We start from the raw sequence: 13330 nt of genomic DNA on the forward strand, positions 1-13330 counted from the left end.
TTTAGTTTTTCATTTGAAGAGAGCGGCCCGTTCCGGAGGGAAAGGGCCGCCCCAAAGCCAGACTAGCGGCGCAGGCCGAGGCGCTCGATGAGCGAACGGTAGCGGGCGATGTCAGTCTTCTTGAGGTAGCTCAGCATGCGCTTGCGACGACCAACCATGGCCAGCAGACCGCGCTGGGTGTGGTAATCGTGCTTGTGCTCCTTCATGTGCTCAGTCAGATCCTTGATCCGCTGGGTCAGGACCGCAACCTGGACCTCGGGCGAACCCGTGTCGCCTTCGCCGGTTGCGTATTCCTTGATGATGGACTGCTTTACAGCGGCGTCAAGTGCCACAATAACTCCTTGGGAATGTGCCGTGAGGGCCCAGGTCAGAAGTTCACTGCCGGGTCTGCCGTGCACGTCCTGCTCCGGAAACCGGGGAAAGCCGCAACGTCAGGACCCAGCCGCCACGGACTGCAGCCGGATCCATCGTCCAGTTTACCGGCCCGGGCCTAACCTTGTCGAAACAGTGCGGGCGGAGCCGCCGCCCGGTCCGGTGCCGGCGTCAGCCCTGCAGCCGGTCCCGGATCGCCGCCATGCCCTGAAGCACTTCGGCGAAGCTGGTACTCAGCGGCGACAGGCCTACCCGGATGCCATGCGGTGAGCGGAAGTCCGGGATGACATCACCACCCCAGAGAGCTTCCACTGTGGCTTTACTGAAGGCCGGATGGTCCACGGTGATGTGGCCGCCCCGCTCCCCCGGATCCCTGGGCGAGGCAAGTTCGGCACCCAGCGGGGCCAGCCAGGCGTCGAAAACGTCGATGGCGAAGGCCGTCAGGGCGACGGACTTTTCCCGGATCGCGGCCATCGAGGCTTCCTCGATGAGGTCGAGGGTGCCCTGCATGGCGATCATGCCGAAGATGGCGGGGGTGCCGCTAAGGAAGCCGCGGATGCCTGCGGCCGGTTCATATCCGGCGGCCATCTCGAAGGCGTCCTTGCGGCCCATCCAGCCCCAGATGGGCTGGTTGAGCGCCGGCAGGTGCCGGGCATTGACGTACGCGAAGGCGGGTGAGCCGGGTCCGCCGTTGAGGTACTTGTAGGTGCAGCCGGCGGCGAAGTCCACGCCCGCGGCGTCCAGGCCGATCTCCACCGACCCGGCGGAATGGCAAAGATCCCACACCACCAGCGCACCGGCGTCGTGCACTGCCGCGGTGATCCCCGGCAGGTCCGCCAGGTGTCCTGAGCGGTAGGCGATCTGGCTGAGGAGGACGACGGCGGTGCGCGGCCCGGTGGCTTGGCGCACCTGGTCAAGGGTCACGCCGGCGGCCGGGTCGGGATCGATCCAGCGGAGGGTCAAGCCTTCTTCGAGGGCGATTCCCTCCACCAGGTAGCGGTCCGTGGGAAAGTTCCCGGTATCCAGCACGAGCTCGTTGCGGTCCGGGTCCTGCACGGCCGCGAGGGCGGCGCGGAGCAGCTTGTAGAGCACCACGGTGGTGGAATCGGCGATGATCGTTTGTCCCGGAGCGGCTCCCAGGACCGCGCGGCCCAGCTGGTCCCCAATGGCCTCCGGCATAGTCAGCCACTGTTCGTCCCAGCCGCGGATGAGCCGCCCGCCCCACTCGTTCCGGACGAAGGCGGCGACGTCGTCGGCGGTCCTCTTCAGGGGCCTGCCCAAGGAGTTGCCGTCAAGGTAGGACAGCGGGGTGTCCGTTCCGATGAAGTGGTCCCGGTACCCCGCCAGCGGGTCCTGGCGGTCCAGCTCCCCGGCCCGCTCGCGGAGCGCTTGCAGGGGAACGCCGGTGGGGTTTTCCTGGTGGGTGCTCATTGTCCGATCTCCGTCCTGACAGCGAATAGTTCCGGGAAGAACGTCAGCTCCAGCGCCTTCTGCAGGAAGGTGACCCCGCTGGAGCCGCCAGTGCCTGTCTTCATGCCGATGGTCCGCTGGACGGTGCGCAGGTGCCTGAAGCGCCAGAGCTGGAAGTTGTCCTCCAGGTCGACCAGTTCCTCGCATGCCTCGTAGGCCGCCCAGTTCTCCGCGGCGTTCTCGTAGATGTGCTTGAAGAGCGGCACCAGGCCCGGGGTGAACTCGTGGGCCCGGGTTACGTCCCGGTCCAGGACCGCGGCGGGCACGTCGAATCCGTGTCGGGAGAGGTAAGCCAGGAATTCGTCGTAGATGCTGGGTGCGGCGAGCAGGTCCGCCAGCATGGCGTGTGCCTCGGGATCGGATTCGAAGACCGGCAGCATCTTGCGGTTCTTGTTTCCCAGCACGAACTCGACGGCCCGGTACTGGGCGGACTGGAAGCCCGACGAGTTGCCCAGGAAGCCGCGGAACTGCGAATACTCGGTGGGTGTCAGGGTGGCCAGCACGGACCATTGTTCGGTGAGGGTCTTCTGGATGTGCTTGACCCGGGCAATGCCCTTCAGTGCCGACCCAAGGTCGTCTGTCCGGAGCCACGCGGCAGCGCTTCGCAACTCGTGCAGGACCAGCTTCAGCCACAGCTCCGTGGTCTGGTGCTGGATGATGAACAGCAGCTCATCGTGGTGTTCGGGCTCGCTGACAGGCTTCTGGGCACTGAGCAGCGTGGGCAGCTGCAGGTAGGAGGCGTAGCTCATCCGCGAGCTGAAGTCGCGGACGATCCCTTCGTCGAGCTTGCGGGTGTTCTTTTGGACGGACACGCACTGCCTTTCGTTGTTGTGGCCCGGGCAGTGCTGTCAGCGGCCGCCCAGGAGCTGGTGGGCCTGGGCCACATCAAGCCGCATCTGGTCCACCAGTGCCTCAGGGCCACGATAGGCCACCATGCCCCGCAGCCGTTCGACGAATTCCACGATCACTGTCTGGCCGTACAGATCGAAGTCCTCCACGGCTTCCTTGGGCCTGTCGATGACGTGCGCCTCGACTTGCCGGCTGACGCCGTCGAACGTGGGATTGGAGCCCACCGAGATCGCGGCCGGCCACCGCGTTCCGGCCTGGTCAACCAGCCAGCCTGCGTAGATGCCGTCGGCCGGGATCAGTCCAGTGGCATTGGGAGCGAGGTTTGCGGTGGGAAAGCCGAGCGCCCTGCCACGGGCGGCACCGTGGACCACTTCGCCACGCATCCGGTGGGGCCGGCCCAGCACGGCGGCGGCGGTGGCGACGTCGCCCTCCTGCAAGGCCTCGCGCACCCAGGTGGACGAGCAGCGCCGGTCGGTGGCGGCATCGTCATGCAGGGGGTAGCCCTCGGAGCCGAATTCGCTGATCACCTGGACGTCGAAGCCGAACTTTTCGCCCAGCGCCTTCATGGTGTCCAGGTCTCCGGAGTTGCCCCGGCCGAAGCGGGCGTCGTGGCCGATCACCACGTGGCTGGCGTGCAGGCAGTCCACCAGGTACTGCTCCACGAACTCCTCGGCGGTCAGGCTGGCAAGGTCCAGTGAGTATTTGACCACCAGGACGGCGTCAAGGCCGAGCTCGCCCAGGGCCTCCAGCTTGTCCTCCAGGCCCATGATCAGCTCCGGCGCGGTTTCGGGGCGGTGGATCAGCGCCGGGTGGGGATCGAAGGTGACGGCCACAGCCTTGGCGTGCGCGAGGCGGGCCGAGCGGATCAGCTGGGACAGCACCTGCTGGTGGCCGCGGTGAACGCCATCGAAGTTGCCGAAAGTGACAACGGATGGGCCGAAGTCCGCCGGGACATCGGACGGATCGTTCCAGATGTAGACCATCACCCTCGCCTTAAGCTGCCTGCAAAATCGGTGTTCCGGAGCCATGCCGGCCGCGGAACTCTTCAAGGTTACCCGGATTCACTGCGCCGCTTTGGCCTGCGACGGGCGGCGGCGGTACAGCCACACCAGACCAAGGATGGGCAGCAGCAGGGGGATGAAGCCGTAGCCCCGTCCAAACAGGGACCAGACGGTCTCATGCGGGAACTGCACGGAGTCCAGGACACTCAAGGTCCCCACCACCAGGACACCGGCCAGTTCCACCAGTACCGCCGCGACGGAGACCCTGAACCAGGTGGTGCCTGCCTTGGCCAGGGAAACCGTGGCCACCACGTACACCAGGGCAGCGAAGGCCGAGAGCAGGTATGCCAGCGGGGCCTCAGAGAATTTGGTGAGGATCTGGTAGCCGGCGCGTGCGGTGGCGGAGATGGCGAAAACCCCGTAGACCGCGATCAGCAACCTGCCGGGCCCGGTGTTGCGGGTGTTGCGGGCGGGTGCGTTGGCGGCCGGACTGGCCTGCTGGTCTTTCATTTTGATGCTTCTTCCACTTCAGTACCAGATCTGGTTCATTCGTGCGGCCATCACCAATGCGGTGACGCCGACGGCGGCCAGGACAAAGTTGCTCCATCGGGTCCGTTCCAGGATGGACCAGTAAACCGCTGCCGGGGGCAGGAGCATGGCGGTGGCCATGTAGCCCCAGAATTCCCAGCCTTCGCCCGCGATGTGTTCGCCGGCGATGACCCGCACGATTGAGCCCACCAGGTAGACCACGAGGGCCACTTCAACGGCGGCAACGGAAAGAATGGTGACGTCGTTCGGCGCCTTCTTGAGGATTCCCGCACCCAGGCAGGCCACCGTGGACACCAGGCCGACGACCAGGATGATCCAAAAATATGCGTCCACGCTTATGCCTCCGCGGCGGTGCCGTTACCGGGCGCAAAGACCAGCACCGGTTTAGCGTAGCTGCCGGCGTCGGCGAGCAAAGCCACCAGGGAGCCGTCGGGGGCGAAGGCAGCGGCCGGGTGCTCCACCGTGGCGGTGCCGGGACTGCCGGGGGCCGCCCCGGCCGCGATGCGCCGGCCGAAGGAAATCTCTGTGGTTTCCTCAGGGCTCAGCTCACGGTTGGGCATGAGGGCCCGGGCGGCCTGCGACATTTCCAGGATGTTGAGTTCTTCGGCGAGTTCTTCGAGGGTGCGCGCCTGGTCAAGGGTGTAGGGGCCCACCTGGGTCCTGCGGAGGGCGGTGAGGTGCCCGCCGACGCCGAGGGCGTTGCCGAGGTCCCGGGCGAGGGCCCGGATGTACGTGCCGGAGGAGCATTCAACGGTGACATCGAGGTCAATCACATCCGCCTCCGGATCCCGCCGGAGCGCATGGACCTCGAACCGGTGGATGGTGACGGGCCGCGCCGCGAGCTTGACGTCCTCGCCGGAGCGCACCCGTGCGTAGGCGCGTTCGCCGTTGACCTTGATCGCGCTGACGCTGCTGGGCACCTGCTCGATCCCGCCGGTGAGGGCTGCGACGCCCTCGTAAATTGCCTGCTCACCCACGCCGGACGTGCCGGCCGTGGCGGTGACCTCGCCCTCGGCGTCGTCCGTTACGGTCGACTGCCCCAAGCGGATGGTGGCCGTGTAGGTCTTGGAGGTGCCCACGATGTAGGTCAGCAGCCGGGTGGCTTTGTTGATGCCAAGGACCAGCACGCCGGTGGCCATGGGATCCAGGGTTCCTGCGTGCCCCACTTTCCGGGTACCTGCGAGGCGCCGCATCCGGCCAACCACATCATGGCTGGTCCATCCCTGCGGCTTGTCCACTATCACCAGTCCAGAAAGCACGCCTCCCAGTATATCGGCGCAGGTTGGGGCTGCCGCACGCCAAGCGGCAGCCGGCCGGGAGGCTAGGATGGCTGGCATGCCCGAGCTTGCCGCCCATGTCCGCGACGTGCCCGTCAACCAGATCCGCGAGATCACCGAGGCCGCCTGGCGCACCCCGGGCGCCCTGGTGCTAAGCATCGGAGAGCCAGGCTTTCCGCTCCCCCGCCACGTCCTGGACGCCGGCATTGCCTGCTTGGACAGGGACGAGACCAACTACACGCCGAACGCCGGGATCCCGGCCCTGCGTGAGGCGTTCGCTGCCAGGTTCCGCCAGGAGCAGGGAGTGGACGTCGGAGCGGACCGCGTCTATGTGGTGGCCGGCGCGCAGCAGGGCCTGCACTTCGCCATGAGCCTGCTGCTCTCCCCCGGCGACGAAATCCTGATCCCCAACCCGGGCTACCCCACCTTCGCCATGACCAGCCGGCTGCTCAATGCCGTGCCCGTGGAGTACCCGCTGCACCCGGACCATGACTTCCAGCCGCGGGTGGCCGACGTCGAGGCACTCATCACCAGCCGCACCCGGGTGCTGGTGCTGAACTCCCCTTCCAACCCGCTGGGCGCCGTGCTGGGCGAAGACCTGGTGCGGGACCTGATGGACCTGGCCCGCCGGCACGACCTCTGGGTCATCTCCGACGAGTGCTACGAGGCGTTCACGTACGATGTGCCGCACGTGAGCCCGGCACGGTTCGACGACGGCGCCCCGGGAGGGGCGCGCGTGTTCACCTCCCTGACACTGTCCAAGACGTACGGCCTCACGGGGCTGAGGATTGGCGCACTCATCTGCCCGCCGGGCCTCAAACAGAAAATGGACAACGTCATGGAGTCGATCGTTTCCTGCGTGGCTTCAGCCCCGCAGTACACGGCGCTCGCAGCCCTGACCGGGCCGCAGGACTACGTCCGGCACGCCCACCAGCACTACCGGGAGAACCGGGACGCCGCCTCGGCGGTCCTGGCAGCCAAGGGGATCCGGTTCCTCCCGGCGCAGGGTGCGTTCTACCTGTGGGCTGACATGTCCCACGTGACCGGCGGCGATGTGCGTGCCTGGGTGCACGGTTTCCTGGCGGACTCCGGGGTGGCGCTGGCTCCGGGGACGGCCTTCGGCTCCATTGGTGAAGGCTGGGTGCGGATCGCGTTGTGCGGCCGGAAACAGGAGCTCGTTGACGGGGTGTCGCGGCTTCCCTCCGCCTTGCGGTAGCTGCGGGCGTTTGCGGTAGCTGCGGGCGCAGGACCTGGCGGCGGAGATCAGTTGCCGGCGCCGGCGAGTGCCCGGTCCAGCCAGGAACGCAGGGCGTCCGCCGGCGCCGCTCCGGCCTGGCGCGCCGCGATCTTGCCGTCAACGATCACCATCAGCGTGGGAATGGCCTGGATGTCGAAACGCCGCGACAAGCCGGGCGACGTGTCCACATCCACCTTGACCAGTTTGATCTTTCCGGGCCGTTCCCGGGCCAGCTTGTCCAGGACCGGGCTGACCATCCGGCAGGGGCCGCACCATGCGGCCCAGAAGTCCACCAGCACCGGAACGGCCGATTGCTCGGCGACGGCGGCGAAATCTCCGTCGCCCGCGGACACGATCCACGGAAGGTCCGCTTTGCAGTTGCCGCAGCGCGGATGCCCGGATGCCCGGGCGGGCACCCGGTTGGTCTTTCCGCAGGCGGGGCAGGCGATGAGCGCAGGTTCCATGGCTAGTAGTCCTTCCTGCCGGCAAAGGCGCCCCACGCCTGGAAGGGGAGGTCCGACGTCGGGACGTCACCCCGGGTGACCGGCATCAGGTCCGGCCTGGCGCCGTTGAAGTACTCGTAGAAGAGGGCATCATCGAAGCCTGCAGCCGCAGCCCCGTGCCGGTCCGCGGCAAAGTACACGTGGCCGATCCTGGCCCATAAAGCTGAGGCCAGGCACATGGGGCACGGCTCGCAGCTTGCGTAGAGTACCGCTCCGGTGAGGTCGAAGTTGGCCGTTGCTGAGGCCGCTGCGCGGATGGCCACCACCTCCGCGTGGGCAGTGGGATCGTTGTCCCGGGTGACGCGGTTGACACCGGCGTGGACGTGCCCGTCAGCGGTGACCACCACAGCTGCGAACGGCCCGCCGCCAAGTGCGACGTTCTGCGTGGCCAGGTCCACTGCCTGCTGGAGGTATGTGGAGAGGCTGGTTTCGTGGTCTGCAGAGGTCATAGCACGATCCTAGCCACCGGGGCCCGGCAGGGGGATGAAAAGGGGGCAAAGAAGGGGAGATTCCCCCAGCGACTACCCGCTGGTAGGAGCCTACGCTTGCGCGCGGGGGAAACAATTTGCCTCTGCCGAGGCTTTCCTATCCAGCCCGTCAAGGGCATCGCACCCGGAGAACCCAATGAAGAAACGACTCGCATTCTTAGCCTGTATCGCGGCCACCGCCGCTGCCGTGGCGTCCGCTGCCCCCGCCTCCGCATCCTCACGCACACCGGACTACGATGTCCTTGCGGATGGACTCGTCTCACCGCTGCACGTCTCGGCGGGGACCGGTAAATCGGTCCTGGTGTCCCAGGACTTTGCCGGAAAACTCACCCGCATCAACCGGGACGGCTCCACCGAGGACCTGGCCACGCAGACGCCCAAAGGCTGGGAGGTGGCCGGCGCCGACACCCGCGGCAGCACCACCTATTACCTGGAAAGTGTGGGCGCCGGCCAGGGAGACCCCGCTGCACTGCACGGATACCTCAAGTCCATCGACTCCAGGGGCGACGTGGACACCATCGCCGACTTTGCCGACTACGAGCGGCGCCACAACCCGGACGGGTCCCAGCACTACGGGTTTGGCAAAGACGTCAGCGATCAGTGCCTTGCCGGTTGGCCTGCTTTCCCGCCGGCCAGGTACAAGGGCCTTGTGGACTCCCACCCTTACGCCCTGGCGGTGAAGGATGACGCCGCCTATGTGGCCGACGCCGGCATGAACGCCGTCCTCAAGGTCAATCTGAAGAATGGTGACATCGATACGATCGCTGTCCTGCCGCCACGTCCGGCCACCATTCCGGCGGGCTTGACGGTCCCGGTGGACATGCAGGGGACCACCAAGACGGTTCCGGACTGCGTGGTGGGGCATAAGTACGCGTTCGAGCCCGTGCCTACTGACGTGGGGATCGGCCCGGACGGGATGCTGTACGTGACGTCCCTGCCCGGCGGACCGGAAGGTCCCGAACTGGGTGCCCGCGGTGCGGTTTTCAAAATCAACCCGTGGAACGGTGACACCGACCTCTGGGCGGACCACATTCTCAGTCCCACGGGCCTCGCAGTGGCCGGCAACGGTGACGTGTTTGTCGCCTCGCTGTTCGGCGGCGAGATCCTGAAGTTCACGTGTGAGGGCAGCCGTTCCCGGTTCCTGGCGGTGAACATGCCAGCCGACGTCGACATCAGCGGCCATACGCTCTACGCCACGACGGACGCGCTCGGGGATCCCTCGCAGCCGCCGTCCGGAAAGGTCATCAAGGCTGACTTGCACTAGGGGATGCAGCACTGCTGGGTTAAAACAGCAGGGCCCGGGATCAACTCCCGGGCCCTGTGTGCGTTCTACTTGTTGCTGTCCTCCTCGACGTCTCCGTCGTCGCTGAGGTCGGTGTCCTCTTCGTCGAAGTCGTCTTCGTCGATATCGACGTCGTCGGACGCGTCTGACTTGTAGGGGTCGGCGTCGCCGGCGTGCCGGGCGTTGGCAGCAAGTGCTGCCACCTCGGCGTCACGCTTGCGGGCCTCCCGCAGCAGTTCCTCGAGGTTGGAAGCGTTCACCGGAATCTGGTCGGCCACGAACTCAAGGGTGGGGGTCAGGCGGACGGTGATGTTCCGGCCAACTTCCTGCCGAAGAACACCCTTGGCCTTTTCGAGCCCTTTGGCGGCATCAGCCTGGACAGTCTCGTCGCCGAAGACGGTGTAGTAAACGGTGGCGTGCTGCAGATCATTGGTCACCCGGGCATCGGTAACAGTAATGCCCTCAAGCCGGGGATCCTTGGCCTTCCGGCCCAGAGCCTCAGCAACAACAACCTTAATCCGCTGCGCCAACTTAGCAGCACGTGCCGGATCAGCCATGAACAACTCCTATACGAAGAAAGAAAAAGAGGGGTACGACGGCGACGCGAAGGCTGCCAGCGCACGTTTAGTTATCTGCCGCGCACTAAAGGCGGGCCAACGACGATGCCGGAGAGTTTTGGGGGCGCCCGGGAGTGGCATCGGGCCTACCGGAGCTGGGCGGCAAAGGATCGCAAGATCCTTTGCCGCCCAGCGTAGGGGCGGGGCGCCCCCAAAACTCGGAGGCTCCCCGCCACTGGTTCGGAACCAGACTAGACGCGCGGCTTCTCGCGCATCTCGAAGGTCTCGATGATGTCGCCTTCGGTGATGTCGTTGTACGAGCCAAGACCGATACCACACTCGAAGTCCGTGCGGACCTCGGTTGCATCGTCCTTGAAGCGCTTGAGCGTCTCAACGGTGAGGTTGTCACCGATGATCTTGCCGTCGCGGGAGACGCGTGCTTTGGCGTTGCGCCGGATAACACCGGAGCGGACGATCGAGCCGGCGATGTTTCCGAACTTGGAGGAACGGAACACTTCGCGGACCTCGGCGGTGCCAAGCTGGACTTCCTCGTACTCCGGCTTGAGCATGCCCTTGAGGGCTGCTTCGATGTCATCAATTGCTGCGTAGATGACGGAGTAGAAGCGCATGTCCACGCCTTCGCGGTCTGCCAGTTCGGCAACACGCTCGGCGGGCTTGACGTTGAAGCCGATGATGACGGCGGAGTCGACCGTTGCCAGGTTGACGTCGTTCTGGGTGATGGCACCCACACCGCGGTGGATGACGCGCAGCTGCACGCCTTCGCCGACGTCGATCTTGAGCAATGCGTCTTCGAGGGCTTCCACGGCACCGGATACGTCACCCTTGAGGATGAGGTTAAGGGTGTCGATCTTGCCTTCGGCGACGGCCTGGTCGAAGTCTTCCAGGCTGATGCGCTTGCGGCGCTTGGCCAGGGCGGCGTTGCGGTCGGCGGCTTCACGCTTCTCGGCGATCTGGCGGGCAGTGCGCTCGTCAGCGGTCACGAAGAAGGTGTCGCCGGCGCGCGGCACGTTGGACAGACCCAGCACCTGCACGGGGCGGGACGGGCCGGCCTCGGTCAGGGCGCTGCCGTCGTCGTCGAACATCGCACGGACGCGGCCGTGGGCCGTACCTGCCACGATAGTGTCGCCGACGCGCAGGGTGCCGGACTGGACCAGGACGGTGGCAACCGCACCGCGGCCCTTGTCCAGGTTGGCTTCGATTGCGATACCGCGGGCGTCCTTGTTCGGGTTGGCGCGCATGTCCAGGGCAGCGTCCGCGGTCAGCAGGACCGCCTCAAGCAGCTCGTCGATGTGGAGGTTCTGGCGGGCAGAAACTTCCACGAACATGGTGTCGCCACCGTATTCTTCGGGAACCAGGCCGTACTCGGTCAGCTGGCCGCGGACCTTTTCCGGGTTGGCGCCTTCCTTGTCGATCTTGTTCACTGCCACGACGATCGGCACGTTGGCCGCCTGGGCGTGGTTGAGGGCTTCAACGGTCTGCGGCATCACGCCGTCGTCCGCTGCGACCACCAGGATGGCAATGTCGGTGACCTTCGCACCACGGGCACGCATGGCGGTGAACGCCTCGTGGCCCGGAGTATCGATGAAGGTGATCTTCCGGTCTTCGCCTTCGTGGTTGTGCGTGACCTGGTATGCACCGATGTGCTGCGTGATGCCGCCGTGCTCGCCCGCCATGACGTCGGACTTGCGGATGGCATCGAGCAGCCGCGTCTTACCGTGGTCAACGTGACCCATGACGGTGACAACCGGAGGACGTGCCTCGAGTTCCTCGTCGCCTTCGGCTTCCAGCTCGGCGTCGAAGTCGATGTCGAAGGTGGAGAGCAGCTCGCGCTCTTCGTCCTCCGGGGAGACGACCTGGAGCTTGTAGCCAAGCTCCTCACCCAGCAGTGCGAACGTCTCTTCATCCAGCGACTGCGTGGCGGTAGCCATTTCGCCAAGGTGGAAGAGGACGGTCACCAGTGCCGCGGGGTTTGCCTCGATCTTGTCGGCAAAGTCCGTGATGGACGAGCCGCGGCGGAGCCGGATCACAGTGTTGCCGTCGCCGCGGGGTACGCTCACGCCACCCAGCGACGGGGCACTCATCTGCTCGAGTTCCTGGCGCTTGGCACGCTTCGACTTGCGCTGCTTGCCTCGGCCTGCACCGCCCTTGCCGAAGGCACCCTGGGTGCCACCGCGACCGCGGCCACCCTTGCCGAAGCCACCGCCGGCCGGGGCGCCGCCACCTGCGCCGGGACCACCGGTGCCTGGAGCGCCACCCGGACGGCCCGGACCGCGGCCGCCGCCACCCGGACGGCCTGCACCAGCGGGTGCGGGACGTTCGGTGCGGTTGGGCATCATTCCGGGAGTGGGGCGGGGACCGCCGGGGCGGGGTGCGCCCGGACGGGGTCCGCCTGCGCCTGCCGCGGGACGGGGTCCACCGGCGCCGGCTGCGGGACGCGGCCCACCGGGACGGGGTCCACCAGCGCCGGCTGCGGGACGGGGACCACCGGGACGGTCGCCGTCGCGGCCGCCGCCGGGACGGGGCATCCCCTGGGACGTGGCGAACGGGTTGTTGCCCGGACGCGGAGGACGCTCACCGTCTCCGCCACGGCCACGGGGCATGCCCTGTGAGGTGGCGAAGGGGTTGTTGCCCGGACGGGGACCGCCGGGACGGGGACCGGACCCACCCGGCGTGGAACCGCCCGGACGGGCGGAAGGAGCCGGGGTCTCTGCCTTGGGGGCAGGGCGGGCGCCGGGCTTGGCACCCGAGGACGGAGCCGCGGGAGCGGCAGGCGCCGGAGTTGCAGCTGCGGGAGCCGCCGGGGCGGCCTGGGCAGGTGCAGCCGGTGCTTGTGCCGCAGGGGCCGGAGCCTTGGGCGCAGCCGGGCCCGGAGGTGGTGCTGAAGGACGTGATCCTGCTGCGGGCGCGGCGGCCTTGGGGGCGGCAGCGGTCGTCGCGGCAGGGGCCGCTGACTTGGCGGCGGCGTCGGGGAAGGCGTTGCGCAGTTTGCGCACAACGGGGGCCTCAATGGTGGATGAGGCGGAGCGAACGAATTCGCCCAGTTCCTGCAGTTTTGTCACTGCATCTTTGGAAGTTATACCGAGCTCTTTGGCGAGCTCATGTACGCGGACCTTGGCCACATTTCTCCTGTCTCGGTCCGCACCGAGCCAGGCACGAACCGTCTACTTCTTACTGCGGGCCTCCGCCGCGAACGCAGCTGAAAGGCCCATTGCAGAGCGCAACAAAGTTGTCATCGTTACGCACTCATCGCTGGGAACTCATCGGGTTTCCATCAGTTTTCTGACCCGCTTTCAGGTTGGACGGTTGGTGTTGCAGCCGCCGCGGCGACGTCAACGTTCGGACCTGACGTGATCCGGTGTTCAACTGCGGCGGTACCGGTTGCGCCCGGAAGGGCGCGTCCGAATGCTCGCCGTTTGATCGCCAGAGCCAGGCACGATTGGCTGGGGTGCAGCCAAGCACCCCGGCCAGCCATCCGGCGTCGTTCATCCACCAGGACAGCGGATGATCCGCTGCCTTCGGCGACGAGCCGGAGCAACTGCGACCGCAAGCCCTTCTTCCGGCATCCGATGCAGGTACGTTCGGGCTGACTCCCGGTGGAAAGCACTTCTGCCACGGTCATCGTCCTGACGTTCATTCTGCTGGCCCTGGCATAACCACCTCCGGAGTCCGGAAAATTGGCATACACAGGGCACACGGCTGCCGGCCGTTAGGCGCGGTCTTATCT

The 13330-nt window shown here is 66.6% G+C and carries 14 protein-coding genes; 2 read left to right on the plus strand and 12 right to left on the minus strand.

Annotation, left to right across the window (positions count from 1 at the left end; all coding sequences use genetic code 11):
• Window positions 1-62 precede the first annotated feature (62 nt).
• The 7 genes from rpsO to truB form a co-directional block, all read right to left on the minus strand.
• Window positions 63-332, minus strand: a complete 270-nt coding sequence (gene rpsO / locus QF050_RS16925) for a 30S ribosomal protein S15 (protein ID WP_013600532.1) — start codon at window positions 330-332, stop codon at window positions 63-65.
• A 211-nt stretch (window positions 333-543) separates the two neighbouring features.
• Window positions 544-1803 carry an aminotransferase class V-fold PLP-dependent enzyme gene (locus QF050_RS16930; RefSeq protein WP_308931453.1) on the minus strand — a complete coding sequence of 420 codons (1260 nt, stop codon included), beginning with the start codon at window positions 1801-1803 and terminating at the stop codon, window positions 544-546.
• Window positions 1800-2654 carry a tryptophan 2,3-dioxygenase gene (gene kynA / locus QF050_RS16935; RefSeq protein WP_308931454.1) on the minus strand — a complete coding sequence of 285 codons (855 nt, stop codon included), beginning with the start codon at window positions 2652-2654 and terminating at the stop codon, window positions 1800-1802. Before kynA ends, QF050_RS16930 begins: the two co-directional genes overlap by 4 nt.
• Window positions 2655-2690: 36 nt before the next feature.
• Window positions 2691-3674 carry a bifunctional riboflavin kinase/FAD synthetase gene (locus tag QF050_RS16940; protein ID WP_308931455.1) on the minus strand — a complete coding sequence of 328 codons (984 nt, stop codon included), beginning with the start codon at window positions 3672-3674 and terminating at the stop codon, window positions 2691-2693.
• Between the two features lie 78 nt (window positions 3675-3752).
• On the minus strand, window positions 3753-4202 hold the full coding sequence (locus QF050_RS16945; protein ID WP_308931456.1) for a hypothetical protein: 450 nt from the start codon (window positions 4200-4202) through the stop codon (window positions 3753-3755).
• Window positions 4203-4220: 18 nt separating this feature from the next.
• Window positions 4221-4574 carry a hypothetical protein gene (locus QF050_RS16950; RefSeq protein WP_308931457.1) on the minus strand — a complete coding sequence of 118 codons (354 nt, stop codon included), beginning with the start codon at window positions 4572-4574 and terminating at the stop codon, window positions 4221-4223.
• A 2-nt stretch (window positions 4575-4576) separates the two neighbouring features.
• Window positions 4577-5500, minus strand: a complete 924-nt coding sequence (gene truB / locus QF050_RS16955; RefSeq protein ID WP_308931458.1) for a tRNA pseudouridine(55) synthase TruB — start codon at window positions 5498-5500, stop codon at window positions 4577-4579.
• A 76-nt stretch (window positions 5501-5576) separates the two neighbouring features.
• On the opposite strand from truB, the gene QF050_RS16960 reads away from it, so the two are divergent.
• Window positions 5577-6734: an aminotransferase class I/II-fold pyridoxal phosphate-dependent enzyme gene (locus QF050_RS16960; protein ID WP_308931459.1), complete on the plus strand. Its 1158-nt coding sequence runs from the start codon at window positions 5577-5579 to the stop codon at window positions 6732-6734.
• A 47-nt stretch (window positions 6735-6781) separates the two neighbouring features.
• Here the strand turns inward: QF050_RS16960 and trxA are convergent, their stop codons facing one another.
• Both trxA and QF050_RS16970 read right to left on the minus strand, forming a co-directional pair.
• Window positions 6782-7219, minus strand: coding sequence for a thioredoxin (gene trxA, locus QF050_RS16965; RefSeq protein ID WP_308931460.1), 438 nt, complete (start codon window positions 7217-7219; stop codon window positions 6782-6784).
• 2 nt (window positions 7220-7221) lie between these two features.
• Window positions 7222-7707 (minus strand): nucleoside deaminase, encoded by a 486-nt coding sequence (locus QF050_RS16970; RefSeq protein WP_308931461.1) that lies wholly within the window; start codon window positions 7705-7707, stop codon window positions 7222-7224.
• A 175-nt stretch (window positions 7708-7882) separates the two neighbouring features.
• On the opposite strand from QF050_RS16970, the gene QF050_RS16975 reads away from it, so the two are divergent.
• A complete protein-coding gene (locus QF050_RS16975) occupies window positions 7883-9010 on the plus strand; it encodes a ScyD/ScyE family protein (protein ID WP_308931462.1) in 1128 nt (375 codons plus the stop codon).
• Window positions 9011-9075: 65 nt separating this feature from the next.
• Here QF050_RS16975 and rbfA read toward each other — a convergent pair whose 3' ends face one another.
• From rbfA to QF050_RS16990, 3 genes are all read right to left on the minus strand, one after another.
• Window positions 9076-9585 carry a 30S ribosome-binding factor RbfA gene (rbfA, locus tag QF050_RS16980; protein ID WP_308931463.1) on the minus strand — a complete coding sequence of 170 codons (510 nt, stop codon included), beginning with the start codon at window positions 9583-9585 and terminating at the stop codon, window positions 9076-9078.
• Between the two features lie 251 nt (window positions 9586-9836).
• The gene (gene infB, locus QF050_RS16985) at window positions 9837-12725 is read right to left on the minus strand and encodes a translation initiation factor IF-2 (RefSeq protein WP_308931464.1); all 2889 of its coding nucleotides are present in this window, start codon (window positions 12723-12725) and stop codon (window positions 9837-9839) included.
• A 152-nt stretch (window positions 12726-12877) separates the two neighbouring features.
• Window positions 12878-13240 (minus strand): YlxR family protein, encoded by a 363-nt coding sequence (locus QF050_RS16990; RefSeq protein ID WP_308931465.1) that lies wholly within the window; start codon window positions 13238-13240, stop codon window positions 12878-12880.
• Window positions 13241-13330: the final 90 nt, after the last annotated feature.

Origin of the sequence: Arthrobacter sp. SLBN-112 (assembly GCF_030944625.1) — a bacterium.
Taxonomy (GTDB): Bacteria; Actinomycetota; Actinomycetes; order Actinomycetales; family Micrococcaceae; genus Arthrobacter.

What these genes read in the sequence shown, in the direction of transcription:
- QF050_RS16930 (WP_308931453.1), bottom strand. Translation starts at nt 1,803, where the DNA reads ATGAGCACCCACCAGGAAAACCCCACCGGCGTTCCCCTGCAAGCGCTC.
- QF050_RS16940 (WP_308931455.1), bottom strand. Translation starts at nt 3,674, where the DNA reads ATGGTCTACATCTGGAACGATCCGTCCGATGTCCCGGCGGACTTCGGC.
- QF050_RS16945 (WP_308931456.1), bottom strand. Translation starts at nt 4,202, where the DNA reads ATGAAAGACCAGCAGGCCAGTCCGGCCGCCAACGCACCCGCCCGCAAC.
- QF050_RS16960 (WP_308931459.1), top strand. Translation starts at nt 5,577, where the DNA reads ATGCCCGAGCTTGCCGCCCATGTCCGCGACGTGCCCGTCAACCAGATC.
- trxA (WP_308931460.1), bottom strand. Translation starts at nt 7,219, where the DNA reads ATGGAACCTGCGCTCATCGCCTGCCCCGCCTGCGGAAAGACCAACCGG.
- QF050_RS16970 (WP_308931461.1), bottom strand. Translation starts at nt 7,707, where the DNA reads ATGACCTCTGCAGACCACGAAACCAGCCTCTCCACATACCTCCAGCAG.
- QF050_RS16975 (WP_308931462.1), top strand. Translation starts at nt 7,883, where the DNA reads ATGAAGAAACGACTCGCATTCTTAGCCTGTATCGCGGCCACCGCCGCT.
- rbfA (WP_308931463.1), bottom strand. Translation starts at nt 9,585, where the DNA reads ATGGCTGATCCGGCACGTGCTGCTAAGTTGGCGCAGCGGATTAAGGTT.
- QF050_RS16990 (WP_308931465.1), bottom strand. Translation starts at nt 13,240, where the DNA reads ATGAACGTCAGGACGATGACCGTGGCAGAAGTGCTTTCCACCGGGAGT.